12 protein-coding genes and 1 pseudogene are annotated in these 18160 nt (G+C 70.9%); 4 read left to right on the plus strand and 9 right to left on the minus strand.

Annotated elements, in window-relative coordinates:
• Window positions 1–79 precede the first annotated feature (79 nt).
• Window positions 80–895: an alpha/beta fold hydrolase gene (locus ABGB17_RS05020; RefSeq protein ID WP_347626583.1), complete on the plus strand. Its 816-nt coding sequence runs from the start codon at window positions 80–82 to the stop codon at window positions 893–895.
• Window positions 896–917: 22 nt separating this feature from the next.
• Here ABGB17_RS05020 and fabD read toward each other — a convergent pair whose 3' ends face one another.
• The 7 genes from fabD to ABGB17_RS05055 form a co-directional block, all read right to left on the minus strand.
• Entirely contained in the window at window positions 918–3143 is a 2226-nt protein-coding gene (gene fabD / locus ABGB17_RS05025; RefSeq protein WP_347626585.1) for an ACP S-malonyltransferase, read from the minus strand.
• A 15-nt stretch (window positions 3144–3158) separates the two neighbouring features.
• The gene (locus ABGB17_RS05030) at window positions 3159–3869 is read right to left on the minus strand and encodes an enoyl-CoA hydratase-related protein (protein ID WP_347626587.1); all 711 of its coding nucleotides are present in this window, start codon (window positions 3867–3869) and stop codon (window positions 3159–3161) included.
• A gap of 5 nt (window positions 3870–3874) precedes the next feature.
• The gene (locus ABGB17_RS05035) at window positions 3875–5098 is read right to left on the minus strand and encodes a hydroxymethylglutaryl-CoA synthase (RefSeq protein WP_347626588.1); all 1224 of its coding nucleotides are present in this window, start codon (window positions 5096–5098) and stop codon (window positions 3875–3877) included.
• A gap of 4 nt (window positions 5099–5102) precedes the next feature.
• Window positions 5103–6008, minus strand: a complete 906-nt coding sequence (locus tag ABGB17_RS05040) for a DUF6039 family protein (protein WP_347626590.1) — start codon at window positions 6006–6008, stop codon at window positions 5103–5105.
• A 63-nt stretch (window positions 6009–6071) separates the two neighbouring features.
• Complete coding sequence (locus ABGB17_RS05045; protein WP_347626591.1) at window positions 6072–8267, minus strand: DEAD/DEAH box helicase; 2196 nt, start codon at window positions 8265–8267, stop codon at window positions 6072–6074.
• 81 nt (window positions 8268–8348) lie between these two features.
• On the minus strand, window positions 8349–9638 hold the full coding sequence (locus ABGB17_RS05050) for an ArsB/NhaD family transporter (RefSeq protein ID WP_347626592.1): 1290 nt from the start codon (window positions 9636–9638) through the stop codon (window positions 8349–8351).
• Window positions 9635–10078 carry a CBS domain-containing protein gene (locus ABGB17_RS05055; protein ID WP_347626593.1) on the minus strand — a complete coding sequence of 148 codons (444 nt, stop codon included), beginning with the start codon at window positions 10076–10078 and terminating at the stop codon, window positions 9635–9637. Before ABGB17_RS05055 ends, ABGB17_RS05050 begins: the two co-directional genes overlap by 4 nt.
• Window positions 10079–10333: 255 nt before the next feature.
• On the opposite strand from ABGB17_RS05055, the pseudogene fdhA reads away from it, so the two are divergent.
• Window positions 10334–11548, plus strand: a pseudogene (gene fdhA, locus ABGB17_RS05060) (formaldehyde dehydrogenase, glutathione-independent).
• Between the two features lie 122 nt (window positions 11549–11670).
• On the opposite strand, the gene ABGB17_RS05065 reads toward fdhA, so the two are convergent.
• On the minus strand, window positions 11671–11913 hold the full coding sequence (locus tag ABGB17_RS05065; RefSeq protein WP_347626594.1) for a hypothetical protein: 243 nt from the start codon (window positions 11911–11913) through the stop codon (window positions 11671–11673).
• A gap of 1142 nt (window positions 11914–13055) precedes the next feature.
• Between ABGB17_RS05065 and ABGB17_RS05070 the strand changes: the two genes are divergently transcribed.
• Both ABGB17_RS05070 and ABGB17_RS05075 read left to right on the plus strand, forming a co-directional pair.
• On the plus strand, window positions 13056–14444 hold the full coding sequence (locus ABGB17_RS05070) for an SAM-dependent methyltransferase (RefSeq protein WP_347626595.1): 1389 nt from the start codon (window positions 13056–13058) through the stop codon (window positions 14442–14444).
• Window positions 14445–14539: 95 nt separating this feature from the next.
• The gene (locus ABGB17_RS05075; protein ID WP_347626596.1) at window positions 14540–16912 is read left to right on the plus strand and encodes a tetratricopeptide repeat protein; all 2373 of its coding nucleotides are present in this window, start codon (window positions 14540–14542) and stop codon (window positions 16910–16912) included.
• On the opposite strand, the gene ABGB17_RS05080 is transcribed toward ABGB17_RS05075, so the two are convergent.
• Window positions 16897–18063 (minus strand): hypothetical protein, encoded by a 1167-nt coding sequence (locus ABGB17_RS05080; RefSeq protein WP_347626597.1) that lies wholly within the window; start codon window positions 18061–18063, stop codon window positions 16897–16899. The genes ABGB17_RS05075 and ABGB17_RS05080 overlap by 16 nt on opposite strands.
• Between the last annotated feature and the right edge of the window lie 97 nt (window positions 18064–18160).

Here is an 18160-nt window from a genome sequence, read left to right on the forward strand (position 1 = left end):
CGACGCTAATGACGCGGCCGGGACATGCCTGCTCAAGACTGAGCAGTCACCCGTGACCGCGCCTCGCTAGCTTCAGGGCATGTCGAAGGCATGGATCGCCGGAGGAGCCCTCCGCGAGGACGCCGAGGTACGTCTTTTCTGCTTCGCCCACGCGGGCGGCGGCGCCGCCCTGTTCCGCCGGTGGGAGGACCACCTGTCCCCGTCGGTGGCCGTGTGCCCCGTCGTCCTCCCCGGCCGCGAGAGCCGCCTGCGCGAGACCCCGTACAACCGCATGGCCGACCTCGTCCCCGCCCTCACCGACGCCCTGGCCCCCCACACCGGCCGCCCCTACGCGTTGTTCGGCCACAGCATGGGCGCCGCCGTCGCCTGGGAGGTCGCCCGCGCCCTGAAGGCCCGCCACGCGGAAGCCCGCGCCTCGGGCGGCGCGGGAGACGGCGGGGACCCGGCGAGCTCACCCGGGGAGCCCTTGATCCTCTTCGTCTCCGGCCGCCGCGCCCCCCGGCTCCCGGCCACCCGCCGCCGCTTCAGCGACCTCACCGACGACGACCTGCTCGCCGAGCTGGCCACCCTGAACGGCACCCCCTCAGCCGTGATGGACCAGCGCGGCCTCCTTGAGGTCTTCCTCCCCACCCTGCGCGCCGACTTCGAGCTGAACGAGCGTTACTCGCCCCTCGACGCCCCCGGCCTGACCTGCCCCGTCTCCGCTCTCCACGGCGACGCCGACCCCGAGGTGGACGCCGACGAGATAACCGCCTGGCGCGGCGCCACCGCGGGCGGCTTCACCCTCCGCGTCTTCCCCGGCGACCACTTCTACCTGAAGGGCCCCCGCCGCGAGGTCCTCGACGCCGTCCAGGACGACCTGGACCGCGTGTTGCTGACCCCCTTCGTCCACTGACCCCTGGTACCGCACCGGCCTCTCAGCGGGAGGTGAGGTGGCGCAGGCGGGAGTCCAGGACCTCGGCGGCGCCGGTCATCAGGTGGTCGGCGATCAGATCGACGTGGCGGTCGCGCCAGTCCTCCAGGCCGATCGTCCTGGCGTAGTGGTTGAAGGACCCCATCGCGGGGCCGCAGTGGACCTGGTAGTCGACGCGGCGGCCGGGGGTGCCGGCCAGGGCCAGGCGGATGGAGTTGACGAAGTACCAGCGGAAGACGAGGGCCATCTTGTGGCGGGGGTTGGACTCGGCTCTCGACAGCTCGCCGGGCTTCCGGGCGGCCAGGTAGGCGGCGGTCTCGTCCCAGACCTCGGTGAAGGAGCGGCGGAAGTACTTGTCCTGGACGGTGCGGGCGGTCGCGCCGTCGAGGTCGTCCAGTGCCGCGTGCTGCCGGTAGAGCTGGTAGAGCTTGTTGCCGCGGGCGGGGAACAGGGTGCCCTTTCTCGCCACCTGCACACGGGCACCCAGCTCGAACATGTCGCCGGCGGGGGCGTACGTGGTGTCCTGGACGTCCAGGCCGGCCAGCATGTCCTTGACCTCGCCGGACGTGCCCGCCTCCACGGAGCACTGGTTCACCGAGCCGGTGACCACGAAGTCGGCGCCGAGGACGAACGCCGCCGCGACCGCCTCGGGGGCGCCGAGGCCCCCGGAGGCACCCACGCGGATGGGCTTGGCGTACCCGTGGCGGGTGTTCTCCCGGTCGCGCAGGCTCACCATGGCGGGCATCAGGCCGTACGGGGAACGGCCGTCGGTGTGGCCGGCGGAGTCGGCCTCCACGCAGATGTCCTCGCTGACGGGGAGGCTCGCGGCGGCGTCGGCCTCGTCGGGGGTCAGTTCGCCGCGGCCGACCAGGCGGCGCAGCAGCGGCTCGGGGGGTGGGGCCATGAAGGCGGTCGCGACCTCGGGGCGTGAGACCTTCGCGAGGACGTGCCGTACGGCCACCGGCCGGCCGGACGGGTCGCGGTGCGCGCCGGTGAAGCGGTACCGCACCAGGGCGGGGGTGACGTGCGGGTACGCGGCGGCCTCGACGTGGCGGACGTCGTGCTTGAGGTACAGCTCGACGGTGTCGCGTTCGAGGCCGTCCTCGTCGAAGCCGTACAGCAGGTTCATGCCGAAGCCCTCCCCCGTGCCCAGCCCCCGCTTGACGGTCTCGATCGCGTCCTCGATCTCGGCGAGCGTGAGCCCCCCGGCGCCGAAGAAGCCCATCAGCCCGGCCTTGCCCATCCTGATGACCAGGTCGGTGGACGCGATGCCCTTGAACATCGACCCGGCCAGGTAGGCGTGCCGCAGCCCGTAGTCCTCCCGGAACTCCCGGGACCCGAGGTTCGCGGCGAGGTCCGTGGACGCGGCCACGGCGGGAGCGGGCTTCTCCTCCGGGGGGACGGGGTACTTGCGCGTCACCTCCCACAACTTCGTCAGCACGTCCCCCGGGCCGATCTCCTCGAGCCGGTCGACGCCCTGCCGCATCAGATACCGCATCCCGTCCAGCCACCGCACGGGGCTGTCGATCTGCCTGCGCAACGACTCGGCGATCGACCCGCCGCCGTGCGGCCGGCCCGTGACGTTGGAGATGACCGGGATCCGCGGGTCCGCGTACTCCACCGACTCCAGCGTCTCCCGGAAGGCCTCCGCCGCGTCCCTCATGTACCGCGAGTGGAACGCCGTGCGGACGTTGAGCGGCACGCACTTGCCCCCGGCCTCCGTGACGGCCTGGCTCGCCGCCTGGATCTCCTCCTTGGGGCCCGCGATGACCACCTGCTCGGGCGAGTTGTCGTTGGCGACGTCGACCCCGGTGCCGGCCAGCAGGTCCTCCAGCCGCTCCCTGGGCATCCCGAGGACGGCGCTCATCGTGCCGCCGCTCGCCTCCCCCATCAGTTCGCCGCGGCGGCGCACCAGCCGCAGGCCGGTCTCGAAGTCGAAGCAGCCGGCCGCGAAGAGGGCCGCGTACTCGCCCAGGCTGTGGCCGGCCAGGTAGTCGGGGCGGTCGCCGTCCTCACACCGGGTCAGGTAGGTGAGCGCGTCCACCGTGTACAGCGCCGGCTGGACGTACCGGGTGTCGCGCAGGCGCCGTACGTCGCGGCACAGCTCGGCGACCGAGTAGCCGAGGATCTCGTCGGCGCGGGCGCACAGATCGGGGTGGCGTTCCAGCACCCCGTCCCCCATGCCACGGCGATGGGAACCCTGCCCGGGGAAGACCCAGACGACAGACATCGGCAGCGATCCTTTCTAGCGCTCCCAGGGGAAACGCTTGTGCGTCGCGTAGTCGGTGAGCCGCCGCCGCACCTCGGGGGTGGACATCAGGCGGCTGAACTCCTTGACCGCGGTCGCCTCGACCTCGTCGGAGAGGATCCACATCTCCCGGAAGTAGCCCTTCATGTCCCCGATGATCGACTCGTCCAGTTTGGTGAGCCGGTACGCGAGCCGGTTGACGAGCGCACGCGGGTCGTCGGCCACCGCGTCCACCAGGTGGAACCGTTCGGCCTCGGCCGCGTCCACCGGCTGGGTGCTGAACGTCATCGTGTACGCCTTCTGGAAACCGGTGCGCCGGATCAGGAAGGGCAGCACGCAGCACGGCAGCAGCCCCCACAGGGCTTCGGGCAGGCTGAACGTGCTGCGTGCGCTGGCGTACACGAAGTCGCTCGCGGCGGCCAGCCCGACGCCGCCGCCGGCGACGCGGCCGTCCACCCGGGCGACCACGGCACGCGGCGTGGTGGTGAAGCGTTTGAGCAGGCCGAAGAACGCCGTGCCGCCGTCGGAGGCGTCCTCGTTCGCGGCGCCCTCCAGGTTCAGGCCGGTGCAGAAGACGCCGTCGCCGCCCTCGAGGACGAGGATGCGGCAGTCGGGGGTGGCCTCGGCCTGGTCCAGGGCGTCGTGGATCTCGGTGATGGCGTCCGCGTCGATGGTGGGGCGGATCCTCAGTCGCAGTGTGGTGGCCATGGCGGTCAGCTCCACCGGTACTCGCGGTGGAATTCCGCGATGCGGTCGAGGACGAGCAGCCCGCGGCCCTCGAACTTGTCCTCGAACAGGTCGGCGTACGGCTTGGGGTCGAACACCGCGTCACGCACCCCGAAGACCCGGTCGGCGCTCAGATCGGTGATCATGTCGAGGTCGTCCACGGTGATCTCGCGCCGGTCCTCCAGCGCCTTCCCGATGTCCACGGCGGGCCGCGCGCCGGCGGGCACGACGCCGCTGTAGAACTCCGACGCGCAGCCGGAGCCGTAGGAGAACAGCCCGACGCGCCGCGGCTCGGCGAAGTCCCCGTGATCGAGGAGGGAGCACAGCGCGAGGTACAGCGCGGCGGAGAACGTGTTGCCCACCCGCATCCCGTACGTCAGCGACGGGACGACCCGGGAGGTGAAGTCGGCCTCGATCTCGCGGGGGCCGAACCCCTTCTGCTTGCGCAGCAGCATGCGGTGCGCACCTTTGACCATGCCGGCGAACGGCGTGTGCATGGCGAGGTAGGCGAAGGTGTCCACGATGTCGGCCCCGGCCACCCGCTTCCGGTACGCGGCGAAGCTCTCCTCGACGCACCGCATGTACGCCAGCAGCGACAGGTCCGGGTCCACCGAGTCCATGTCGTGCCGGGGGCGCAGCGTGTCCATCACCTCGAAGGTGTGGAACCCGCTGGCGCCCCGGTCCAGTTCCAGCACCCCGGCCTGGCCGCCGACCAGCATCGCGACCGCCCCCGCGCCCTCCGACGGCTCCCAGTACGAGGCCTTGACGGTGGCGCTGGCCGCGTCGGTCGCGACGGCCAGCGCCTTGACGCCCGGCACCGGGTTCGCCGCGACCATGCCGGCGGCGGTCTGCAGGGCCGCCGTGCCGCCGTAGCAGGCGTGTTTCACCTCGAAGGAGCGGCAGTTGGGGCTCAGGCCGAGGTGGTGGTGGATGTAGGTGCTGATCGGTTTGCCGAAGTCGAGGCCCGACTCGGTGCCCACGACGAGCACCTCGATGCGCTCGCGCTCGGCCGGGTCGAGGGCGTCGACGAGGGGCCTGGCGGCGTTGACGGCGTTGGTGACCGGGTCCTCGCACGGCAGGTTGACCGATCGCCGCTCCATCATGAGGTTCGCGAAGCGGCTCATGTCCAGGCCGCGGGCCTGGAACATCCCGCGCACGTCCAGGAACGCCCGGCCCACGTAGGCGCCGATCGCCTCGATTCCCAGCGCCATGGTGTCACCGCCGGTCGGCGAGATGCGGCACCATCACCGTGTCGTTGATGCTGGTGGGCACGAACAGCCGGTCCCACTTGCCGCCGCCCTTGGCCTCGGGCACCCGCTCGGCGTCGTAGACCTCCTTCTCCATGCCCTCGCTGCGGTCGACCTCCTGGACCAGCCGGTAGTCCTCGAGCTGCCGCAGGTGGATCAGGCAGTGGATGCGGTCCTGCTGTCCCCACGTCTGCTCGTAGATGAACGCCGTGGCCTGCCCCGGGAGGGCGTTGTTGATGTGGTTGGACCAGTCGTAGAGGAACTGCCGCCCCTCCTCGCGGAACTCGTACCTGACGTCCCCCGTGCGCAGGATGATCGCCCCGGCGTTCGCCGAGTTGAGCTGCTGGTCCGGCGGCTGCGACGTCTGGTGCACCGCCGGCGGCACGAACGACTCGCGCCTCTCCCGCGGATCACTCGGCTGCTCCTCGTGCCCCACGTTCGCGAACCCGTGCTGCGGACACATGATCGTCTCGCGCAGGCTCCCGTAGATGAACATCTTCTCCCAGTTCCCGCCGCCCTTCTTGGGCAGCCGGTCCCGCTGCGCGATGTCCTGGAACGCCGCGTCGTGGTCGACCATCTCCAGCAGCCTGCTGTACAGCTCCGGCGACTTCATGTGCACGAACCAGTGCACCCGGTCCTTGACCCCGAACACCTCTTCGTACAGGAAGGTCGTCGCGACCCCCACCTGAGCCCGGTTCATGTAGTTCACCAGCTCGACACTGAAGTCCCGCCCCTCCTGCGCCATCTCGTACTCGAGCATCCCGACCCGATGAATGATCAGCCCCGCGTTCCCCGAATGCAGCAACTGCTCGGCCGGCAACGTCGTCTGACGCTGCGCCGACCTCTCCGCCCCCCACACTCCCGTCTCGCTCATGACTCCCTCTCCCAGATTCGGCTTCCTCCCCCGAATGTCACCCAACCGCCACCGCACGTCCGCTCAATCTTGAGCAGCCCCGGCGGCGCGTCCGGGAGTTTCAGGAGCGCCGAGGGCGAGGCGGCGCTGTTCCTCCTCGACGACGCGGTGGGCGAGGGACTGTTCGGAGATGTCCACCGCGTCGGATGTGGAGTCGGCGAGGTCGCTGCGGCGGGCGTAGGCGTCGAAGAGTTCTGATTTGCCGGCCAGGATGGTGAGCATGCGCTGGTCCACCGCGTCCACCGAGAGGAGGCGGTGGACCTGGACGGTGCGGACCTGGCCCATGCGGTGGGCGCGGGCCACGGCCTGGGATTCCATGGTGGGTTTGACCTGGGGTTCGCACATGATGACGACGGAGGCGGCCTGGAGGTTGATGCCGGTGCCTCCGGCTTGGATCTGGCTGAGCAGGATGGCGTGGCCGGAGGTGCGGGAGAACTCGTCCACCAGTTCCTGGCGGCGCGGCGGGGGGAGGGCGCCGGAGATCGGGCCGCGTGCCCGGCCGTCCAGGGCTGTGCCGACGGTGGCGAGTACGTCGCGGAAGTAGGAGTAGACGACCACCTTGAGGTGGTTGGCCCGGGCGTCCTCCACCAGTTCCAGCAGTCGTTTCAGCTTGGCGGAGGTGGCGGGTTCGGCGTAGGCGGCGCGGCGCATCGCCATGAAGTTGCCCGCGGCGACCGCCTCGCGGTAGGCGGCGAAGTCGGCGCCGCTGAACTCGACCCACTCGTCGACGTCGACGCGGCCGGGGAGCTCCCTGAGCACGTCCTGCTGGTTGCGCCGCAGGTAGACGGGGGCGACCGCTTTACGGAACACCTTCGCGCCTGCGGCGAGGTCGCCGCCGCGCAGGGTGTCGGTCATGTCGGGGCGCAGGTAGGAGACCAGGGTGCGGAACTCCTCCACGCGGTTCTCCATGGGGGTGCCGGTCAGGAAGAGCACACGTTCGGTCCTCTCACACCACCCGGCCACCGCCTGGGCACGTCTGGTCCGGGGGTTCTTGACGTAGTGCGCCTCGTCCACGACGAGCAGACCGATCTCGACGCCGGGCGGCACGTGCAGGCGGTTCAAGCTGTCCATCGTCACCACCGCGACGCCGCCCCGCCGCAGCCACTCCTCCCGCGCCAGGTCGCGGCCCGGACCGTGGATCGGGTAGGCGGCGAGTGTGCTGCGGCCCTCGATCTCCCGCACCCAGTTGATCAGCACGCTCGCCGGGCACACCACCAGGAAGTGCGTCGCCCCCCGCGCCTTGAGGTGGGCGAGCACCGCGATGGCCTCGATCGACTTCCCGAGGCCCATCTCGTCCCCGATGATCACCCGCCCCTGCGCGAGCGCGAACCGCGCCCCGAACGCCTGATACCCCCGCAGCGACACCCTGCGCTCGGTGTCGTCGAGCGCCTGCGCGTTGACCTTCGTGAGCAGGTCGTCGGGCAGCACCCCCCGCCCGCTCTCGACGGGCTCCCCCGCCACCTCGGCCAGCAGGCTGTAGTACTCCGCGCCGCGGAACTCGAAGTCCGCCCACGCCTCGAACGCCGGCACCGGGGGCCGCAGCAGGTCGGCGGTGACCTGCGCCAGCAGCAGCCGTGTCTCCCGGGAGTCCTCCAGCAGCCGCGCGATCTGCCCCACCGCCGCGTGCGCACGCTCACGCCTGCCGGTGTCCGCGAAGAACATGCGCACCCTGCTGCGGGCCGGCCGCGCCTCGCCGAGCAGCCCTTCGAGCCGCGAGACGAGGCCCCGGGCCACCTCCAGGGCACGCGGCAGCTCCGGCCCGGCGTCCACCAACCGCCGCAGCGCCACCACCAGTTCCCCGCTGAGCGGGTCCTGCCGCTCGACGTCGATCCGGATCCCGACCGCCTGCTCCACCGCCCGCGCGATCTGGCCCGCCGCCGCCTGCACCTGCCGTACCGTCTGCGCCCCCACCCCCGGCAGCAGCTGCAACTGGTAGGCGGAGGCGTCCAGCACGTCGAGAACGGTCGCGTACCCGTTCCGTTCCAGCACCCCGACCCGCAGCCGCCCGTCCGTGACGTCGTTGATCCGCCCGACGGGAATGGCCCCGAGCTCTCCCCGCGCGGCCTCCCGCCGCACCGCCCCGAGCGCCTCCACGACCGCTCCGCGCACCACCCCGTACTCGTCCAGCACCTCCCGCGCGTCGGCGAGCAGCGCCTCCGCACCCGCGCAGAGCGCCCTGGCCTCCCTGCCCACGAGCCGCCGCCCTTCCACCGCGTCCACCTCCGTTGCCGCCGTACCACTGCCCTGAGCGACAGGTTCTTCGCACGGTATCGGGGGACCCGTCCCCGGCGTACGCGGAAGCTACAGGTAGCGCAGCCACAGGTACGGCGCGACCAGCGCGACGGTGACCACGGTGACGACCAGGCCGTACTTCGTGAAGCGCCAGAAGGAGATCGGGGTGCCGTTGCGTGCGGCTATGCCGATGACCACGACGTTGGCGGCGGCGCCCACGGCGGTGGCGTTGCCGCCGAGGTCGGCGCCGAAAGCCAGGCTCCACCACAGCACCTGGCCGGGACCCGGGCCGCCGGCGGCCTGGACCATCTGCTCGACGATCGGGCTCATGGTGGCCACGTAGGGGATGTTGTCCACGATCGCCGACAGTGCCGCCGAGGCACCGAGCAGCGCCATGCTCGCCAGGCCGAGCTGCCCGGAGGTCGCCTCGACCGCCAGGCTCGCCACCTGGCCGATCACCCCGGTCTCGACGAGGGCGCCGACCATGACGAACAGGCCCATGAAGAACACCAGCGTGGGCCACTCCACCGCGGCGATGGCCTGCTCGGTGGTCACCCTGGTCGCGGCGACGAGGACCCCGGCGCCGAGGATCGCCACCACCGACGGCTCGTAGTGCAGCACCGGGTGCAGCACGAACGCGGCCATCACGACGGCGAGCACCGCCAGGCTCTGCCACAACAACGAGCGGTCGGCGATCGCCTCACGTTCGTTCAACCGCATGATCTGCGCGGCCCGCTCGGGGTCGTAGACGAACCAGCGGCGGAACAGGACGCGGCACAGTCCGGTGAACACGACCATCAGCACGATCACCATCGGCGCCATGTGCACGAGGAAGTCGTTGAACGACAGGCCGCCCCGGCTGGCGATGATGATGTTGGGCGGGTCGCCGACCAGGGTCGCGGCACCGCCGATGTTGGACGCCATGGCCTCGGCGATCAGGTACGGCACGGGTGACAGGGCCAGCCGTTCGCACACCAGGAACGTCACCGGCGCGACCAGCAGCACCGTGGTCACGTTGTCCAGCATGGCGGACGCCAGCGCGGTGATGACCACGAGCAGCACCATCAGCCGGTACGGCCGGCCGCGCGCCCGTTTGGCCGCCCAGATCGCCAGGTACTCGAACAGGCCGGTCTGCTTCAGCACCCCGACGATCACCATCATGCCGAGCAGCAGGAAGATGACGTTCCAGTCGACGCCGGTGCTCTCGGAGAAGAACGCCGCGCCCGCGTCGCTGGCGTGGATCAGCAGCATGAGGCCGGCGCCGCCGAGCGCGGCGGCGACCCGGTGGACACGTTCGGTCGCGATCAGCGCGTACGCACCGAGGAAGACGGCGACCGTCACCCAGGCGAGGACGCTCACTGGGCCAGCAACCCGTCCAGCAGGACCTTCAGGGTGACCGCGCCGAGCAATCGCCGCTCGTCGACCACCGCGACGAGCGGGCTGTGCGTGCGGGCCATCAACGCGGCCATCTCCAGCGCCGTGGCGTCGGGGTCGGTGACCGGGAGCTCCCGGGGGCGCCCGGGCAGCACGTCGCGTACGGCCCGCCCGGCCAGCGAGGACAGCAGGGCGTCGGCGTGCGCCTCGTCGACCACCCGCGCGAGCGCCGGGTCGTCCTGGCAGTACCGGGGCACGGCGAGTCGCAGCACCTGGGTGCCGGGCAGGATGCTGGCCGGCAGTCCCTCGTCGTCGACGACGATCAGGCCCGGCAGGTCGTGGTCCGCGAGCAGCCGCGCCGCGTCGATGACCGATGTGCCGGGTGTCACGGTGGGGAACGGGGTGAGCAGATCACGAGCTCGCATGAGGCGGCCTTTCCCAAAGGTCGGCTGAGGACTCGCCGACTAGACTTCCCGGCAAACCCTGCCACGACCGCACCGAGAAGGCCGACCTGTCCCACGGCGACTTCCTGTGCCGGTCCCTGCTGCTCTCCCCTCCCGACGGCGCGCGTATCGTGAAGGAGGAGAAGTTCGGCCCCACCGCGCTCGCCTTCACGGACATCCACGCCGTCGGATCCCCCTCCTGTGCTACCACCGCCGACGAGACCCAAGGAGGGCGTGGTGGCCGGCAACAGGGCAGTGACGTACATAGGGCCGGGCAAGGTCGAGGTGCGCGCCATCGGCTTCCCGGAGCTGATGCTGAGGGACGGCCCCGGGGTGCACCCGGCGAACGTCGGGCGCAGGTGCGAGCACGGGGTCGTCCTCAAGGTCGTGGCGAGCAACATCTGCGGCTCGGACCAGCACATGGTGCGCGGCCGCACCACCGCGCCGCCCGGGCTGGTGCTCGGGCACGAGATCACCGGTGAGGTGGTCGAGCGCGGCCGGGACGTCGAGTTCATCAAGCCGAGCGACCTGTGCTCGGTCCCGTTCAACATCGCGTGCGGCGCTGCCGCATGTGCAAGGAGGGCCACACCGGGGTGTGCCTGAACGTCAACCCCGACCGCCCCGGCTCCGCGTACGGCTACGTGGACATGGGCGGCTGGGTCGGCGGCCAGGCCGAGTACGTCATGGTCCCGTACGCCGACTGGAACCTGCTGAGGTTCCCCGACCGCGACCAGGCCATGGAGAAGATCCTCGACCTGACGATGTTGTCCGACATTTTCCCCACCGGCTACCACGGCGCCGTGACCGCCGGCGTCACCTCCGGCTCCACCGTCTACGTGGCAGGCGCCGGCCCGGTGGGCCTGGCGGCCGCCCACGCCGCCCAGTTCCTCCGCGCCTCGGTGGTGATCGTCGGCGACCTCAACAGGGACCGCCTGGCCCAGGCCCGCAGCTTCGGCTGCGAGATCGCCGACCTGACACTGGATGCCTCCCTGCCCGACCAGATCGAGCAGATCCTCGGCGTCCCCGAAGTGGACGCCGCGGTCGACGCCGTGGGCTACGAGGCCCGCGGCCACGGCACCGGCGCCGAGGAGGCCCCCGCGACCGTACTCAACTCCACCATGGAGATCACCCGCGCCGCCGGCCGCATCGGCATCCCCGGCCTCTACATCACCGGCGACCCCGGCGCCGCGGACGAAGCCGCCAAACAGGGCTCCCTGTCCATCCGCATCGTCCAGGGCTGGGCCAAGTCCCACACCTTCACCACCGGCCAGTGCCCCGTCATGCGCTACCACCACGCCCTGATGAACGCCATCCTGCACGACAGGGTCCACATCGCCGAAGCCGTCAACGCGACACCCATCCCGCTGGACGAGGCCCCGCGGCTACGCCGACTTCGACCGCGGCGTCGCCCGCAAGTTCGTCCTCGACCCGCACGGCCTGCTGACGGGGTGACTCTCAGCCGCGGTCGACGCCGGTCATGCCGTAGCCGGGGTCCGGTTGGGGCAGGACCGGTAGCCGCCGTCGAGGCACGTCCGGCAGAAGCGGCTCGGCACGGGGATCTCCACGGTCACCTGTCACCGGGCCGCGGGCGCGTTCGCCCACTTCCTCGATGACGCCGACCGGCTCGTGGCCGGGCACCAGCGGTCGCCGTCCGCGACACGGTGGTAGCCCCGGTGCACCTCCACGTCGCTGCCGCAGACGCGGTCGGCCTCCACGCGGAGCAGGCCCTCGTCCGGCCCGATCACCAGTCGCGGGAACTCCCCAATCTCGATGCGCCGCAGGGCGACCTGCACGGCCGTGCGTACTTTGTCCGCCATGGATCACCAGTCTGACGCCGCCGGCGGGCCCTGACGACACGACTTCCGTGAGGCGGAAGTCGTGTCGACCGTCCCGGCCGCCGGTCGTCATAGTCGGGTCCCATTCCGACCAGGAGGGGACCTTCCGTGACCACCCTCGGTTTCGTCCGGCCCGAGGACAGGGACGCCGTCACCGCGATGTTGCATGCGCACCTCGCGGGGCTGCCCGCCCGCTCCCCGTTCTACGCCCGCCTGTTCGCCGAGCACGGCGTCGACCCGAGGGCGTCGCCGGGCTGGACGACCTGTGCGGCCTGCCCTTCACCACCAAGCAGATATTGCGCACTCGCAGGCCTCGGCGGCGTACGCGATCGGCAGCACCGTCGCCGGCGGAGCACCCCGGTGTTCCCGCGCTGTACTCCGCCTACGGCTCCTCGACGTCCGTCGCCCTGTTCCTCACCATGCCGGACCTGGTCAGTCTCGCGGCCCGTGCTCGGCGTCCGGCGGGCTGTGACGGCACGGGAGACCGAGAGCCCGGCGTCCTGGCCGTGGCGCGGGAGTCAGTAGAGCGTGCCGCACCGCACCGCGCGGGCCGACCCCTGAGCCGCGCCCGCCCGGTGATCACAGATCGGTGGTCACGCCATTCGGGGATCGATAAGGTGAGGGTCCCGCGTCCGCCGTACGACGATGACAGGGACAAGCCGGTGTCAGGAACAGGCCGCGACTGAAGCTGGACCAAGCTCCAGGAGGACAACGTGCCGCCCAAGGCCGACACCTCGAAGCCGAGTATCGCCCGCGTCTCCGACTACTTTCTGGGTGGCAAGGACAACGTCGCCGTCGATCGGGAGATCGCGGAGATGGTCTTCAAGATCACCCCGGACGCGCAGAAGGTGGGCCTCGCCAACCGCGGGGTCCTCCGCCGGGTGATCTCACCTCAGCGCCGAGGCGGGCATCAAGCAATTCCCGGACATCGGCTCTGGCCTGCCCACCCAGGGCAACGTGCACGAGGTCGCGCAGGGCATCGCCCCAAAGGCGCGCGTCGTCCATGTCGACAACGATCCCATCGTGCTGGCGCGGGCGGGCCCTGCTCGCCACCAGCACCACGACCACGGTCATCCAGGCCGACCTGCGTGAACCCGAGAGGATCCTCGCGAACCCCTCGCTCCATGCCCTCATCAACAGGGACGAGCCCGTCGCCCTGCTGCTCTTCACGATTCTCCACCACCTCAACAACCACGAGGACCCGGCAGGCACCGCGTCCCGCTTCCGCGTCCAGCTCGCCGCCGGGGAGCTACCAGGCGATCTCCCACATCCACAACCCCGGCGCGGCGCACCCCGAGGTCGCCATAGAGGTCCTCGCGAGCGAGAAGATCTGCGACGAGAAACTCGGCACCGGCCGCTGGCGCACGCGCGACGAGATCCTGGCCTACTTCGGCGACCTCGACCTCCTCGTCCCCGGCCTGGTCCCCTGGCCGAGTGTCGCCCCGACCCGTCCGATCTCATCCACCAGCACTCCACGTACCACACCCATCGTTGGCAGCCTCGCCCGCAAGTCCTTGCCCCCCACATGCAGAAGGGGGTCCGTGTTCCACCGGGTACGGGAATTGCTGCGCCGCGGCAGGTCCAGCAGGTCGACGACCCGGCCAAGCTCGACCGTGCCGTCGATCTGCCGCGCCAAGGCGCTCCGTGGGCAGCCCCCCGCCCATCCGGCGCAGGCGGTGTACCTCTCCGAACTCGGCACCGCGCTGCTCACCCGCTACGACCGTTCCGGCGCCGAGGCCGACCTGGACGAGGCGGTCGCCACGCTCCGGCTGGCCGCCTCCACCGTCACCCACCGCTCCCATTGGCTGGAGTACGCGGGCAACGTTGGCACGGTCCTGCGCACCCGGTTCGAGCGGCGGGGATACCTGGCCGACCTCAACGAGGCCGTCCACACCGCGACGGGTCCTGAGCCGGAGGAGGCGGTGACTCTGGCGCAGGCCGCTGCAGGTGCTTCCCCGACCGGCCGCCCAGACCCTGCCCGCATCCTCGACGACCTCGCTGCCACACCCTGGCTGCGTTTCGCCCGATCCGGGAACCATGACGACCTGACCGGTGCCCTCACCGCCTCCCGCGACTCGGTCGCCGCCACGCCCGACGGCCACCCGGTGCTGGCCGTCCGTCCGTTCCAGTGGGAACTGTCGCTGCGTACCCGGTTCGAACAGACGGGCGCCGGCGCCCCGGACTCCCGCCTGCGGGCTGCCCGCGCCGCCGGCGGCCTGAACGCCCACCTGGCCGACGACTGGCCCTGCGCGGCCGACGCCTACCGCCAGGCCGTCGCCCTCGTACCACTGGTCGCGTGGCATGGCCTCATCCACCCCGACCAGGAACGTCGGCTCGCCCACCACGACACCCTGGTCCGCGACGCCGCCGCCCACCCGCCACTCGCCGTGGAACTCCTGGAACAGGGGGGCGCCGTCCTGCGGTCCCACCAACTCGACCTACGCTCCGACCTGACCCTCCTCCACGAGTCTGCCCCTACCCTCGCCCCCCCGGCCCCGCTCACCCGTCCATGACGGGCCTCATCCGCGTTTCGGGGTTTCCCGACCCCACCACCTTCCAGAGTCCCGGTGACCTCGGCCGCGCCCTCACTGAGGTCAGGCAGGGCGCGATGTTGAGCATCCGGGACATCGAGCTGCTCACCGGCATCCCGGCCAGCACCCTGGGTGGCTACTTCGCGGGACGCCACCTACCCGCGCTGAAGTCGGGCAACCTGCCCAAGATCCTCCGTGCGTGCGGGCTCCGCGACCTCACGGACATCGACCGGTGGCTGTCGGCCTTGGGCAGGTTGAGGCGCGGAGAGCCGAGCACACCGGCCAGCGACGAGGGCCCGTCGTCGCCCTTACCACTCCCCGAGCAGGCCGATCTCGTCTCCACCCGGCCACCGATCGAACGGCTCCGCCAGGAGCCAGCGATCCGGGGACGCGACAGCCTGCTCGCACTCCTCGGCCGCGGTCTCGGCCACGGGGCCCCGAGGAATGGCCACCGGGTGCACATCCTGCACGGCCTGGGCGGAGTGGGAAAGAGCACCATCGCTCTCGAACTCGCCCGGCGCTCGCTCAGGACGGGCGTCAGGACATGGTGGATCGCGGCGGACGGCAGCGCGGGCGTGGCCGGGGGGATGCAGGCGCTCGCCGCCGACCTCGGAGCGGTACGGGAGGTCATGCGGGTGGGCAGCGCCCCTGACGTGGTCTGGCGGCTCCTCAACCTCTACCGCCGCCCTTGGCTGCTGATCATCGACAACGCCGACGACCCAGAACACGACCTCGCGCTCGACGGAGGCCCGGTGACCGACGCGCCAGGCTGGCTGCGTCCCGTCGAAGGCCGCTACGGAACGGTCCTCGTGACCAGCAGGCAGGGCGACCCGGCGATCTGGGGTTCGGCCCGCGGCTCGTGGGTCCGACTTCATCGCGTCGGCTCCCTGTCCGCGGCCGACGGAGGCCAGGTCCTGCACGAACTGGCCGGCACACGCGCGGGAACCCTACCCGAAGCAACCACGCTGGCCGAGCGCCTCGCCGGGTTGCCACTGGCGCTGCGCCTCGCCGGGAGCCACCTGAGTCAGGCCGCCCTGCTGCCCGCGACGCTCGCAGGGCCGGCCACCTACACGGAGTACGCCCGCGCCCTCGACGCGGGCATGCACGAGGAGGTGCTGGTCGGTGAACGACCGGCGGGGCGCGGGGCGCGGCAACTCGTCGGCCACACCTGGGAGCTTTCGCTCCAGTCACTCGACGCGCGGGGGGTGACGTACGCCCGGCCACTCCTGCGGCTCCTGTCGTGCCTGCGGCCGGCCCCGGTACCGTATGGGATCCTGCTGTACGTGGAAGAGCTCGCACAGTCGGCGCTCTTCCCCGCCATCACCGGCCGTGAGCTGCGGGACGCCTTGTCCGGGCTTGCGGGGGTTGGCCTCCTGGAGCTCATGCGCACTCCGGATGCCGAAGACGACGTGGCCCACACCAGCACGATCCATCCGCTGGTCCGAGAGCTCGGCCTGAGACACCCAGACCTGCGCGATCACGTCAACGACTACCTGGTCCTACTCACGTCCGTCCTCACCCGGATCGCCGAGAAGCTCAACCCGAGCGACCCGGCTTCGTGGAGCCACTGGCGGGTTCTGGCCGACCACTGCATGAGTCCGCTCGACCTCCTTCGGCAATGCCCCTTCGCGCAGCCACCGTCTCAGGCGCTCCGCCCAGCCACGCTCGCCGCCCGCTATCTACGGGCAGCGGGCCGCCTCGCCCAGGCCGCCGGACGGTACGAGGATGCCCTGGCCGTCGGACGGACGATCTTCTCTCCCGACCATCCGGCCATCCTCACGCTGGACCACGACCTCAACCGGGTCACCGCCGCCCTGGGGCGGCTCGAGCAGGCCGAGCGAGGGTTCAGGCGCGTTCTGGAAGCCCGGGTCCGCACGTTGGGGGACGATCACCCCGACTCGTTGACGACCCGGCACTACCTGGCCAGGACTCTGCGCAACATTGGCCGCAGGGACGAGGCGGAGTCCCTGTTCGTAGACACGCTCCGCTCACGGGAACGGGTGCTCGGGCCGACCCACCCGCACACGTTGACCAGCAGAAACAACCTGGCCGACCTACGGCGGGCCCAGGGGCGCCTCGATGAGGCGCGACGACGACTGCGGGAGGTGCTGCGCGCCCGGCGTGAGTTCTTGGGTGACGACTACCCCGCCACCCTCATCACACGGCACTACCTGGCCAAGGTGGACCAGGACGCGGGCGACTTAGTGGCGGCCGACACCGAGTTGGCGGACCTGGCGCGCACCGCCGGGCGGGTACTCGGCCCCGAACACCCGCGGACGCTCGGCATCCTGCATTCACTGGCAGAGGTGAGGCAGAGCCTGGGCCACACGGTGGAAGCCGTCTCCCTGTTCCGGCAGGTCCTCGAGTCCCGGGTCCACGTCCTCGGTGAGGACCATCCCGCCACCGCCGCCACCAGGGCGCGTCTGGCAAGGCTTCAGCGATACGCGTGACCGCGGTAAACCTGGTCGAGGTACGCCGCGGTGGCCCTCGCCGCCAGCGAATGGAACCATGGCCGATCTTCGGGAGGCGTCGACTTACGCGACATGAAGATCAGCGCGCACGCGATGAGCGACAGCATGCTCTGCTGACGCCACTCGGTGGCCAGGCTGCTCTTCGCCAGCCACTTTTCGGCCGCCATGCGGATCCTGGTCACGAAGGCCGCCAGCCAGGACGGCAGCCGCTCAGCCGGGTCGGGGCGTCCGATGAGCACGTCCATCAGCACCTGCCGCTGGGAAGGGGACAGGTCGGGCAGAACCCGGACGACCACATTGAGCACGAAGTGCACCGGATCACGGGTGAGAGGTGCGTCCGAGGAGTATTTCGCCAGGTCGATGAGGCGGTAGCCGGCCGGGTCGACGGTCGCTGCCACCGGAAGCAGGACGTTCTCGACGTGCAGATCACCGTGGGCCCGCCCAAGGAACGGCGTGAACGGGCCGGCGGGATCGTCCAGCCGCCCTGACAACAAAGCGAACGGGTTCGGCGACAGTACGCCGTCCAGCACGACGTCCGGCTCGGCCGGCGCCGCCGCCAGCGTCTGGAGCTTCGTACCGGGCCGGAGCTTGTCCACAAGCACGTGCCGCAGAAACTCAGAGGCGGTCATGTCCTCCGCGAAGGCGGCGGGATGAACGGCCCAGGCGTCGAGCACCGAATGCACGATCGTCTCGCACGCGGACGTGAACAGCTCGGGTGAGTCCTGCCCCGACCTGACCGCCTCCAGCAGGGTGCTGAGCATGATCGTTCTCTCCATCGCCGGCCCTGCGACCTCTTGGAAGACGATCCACCGGCCCTCGCCGACGGGCAGCGACTGGTGCGCGGTCCGCGCGAGGTGGGCCTCGGGGAAACCCTCAGGCGCCTGCTGGAAGGCCTCGACCTGGCGGCGGCGTTCGGACAGCCCTGCCCTGTCTGCAGGAACGTGGTCGACCTTGAGGATCAGATTCCGGTACCCGGCCGAGTGCGCCTCACGCACCACCGCCACCTGCGCGGTCGATCTGCCGTTCAGCAGCCAGCGGATCAGCTTGAAGGTATAGCCCTCCATCTCGGCCCACTGCGACAGGACGGAGGCGGCGGCAGGTCCGAGTCCGGCAGCGAGTTCGCCGCTCACCATACGAGGGTCAGCTGGCGGATGATGGTCCACTCACGGCCTCCCGACATAACAACCACTTGTACGACTTTGTACGGACATTTCCGTGTGCTGTTCC

This window comes from Sphaerisporangium sp. B11E5, assembly GCF_039871875.1.
Taxonomy (GTDB): Bacteria; Actinomycetota; Actinomycetes; order Streptosporangiales; family Streptosporangiaceae; genus Sphaerisporangium.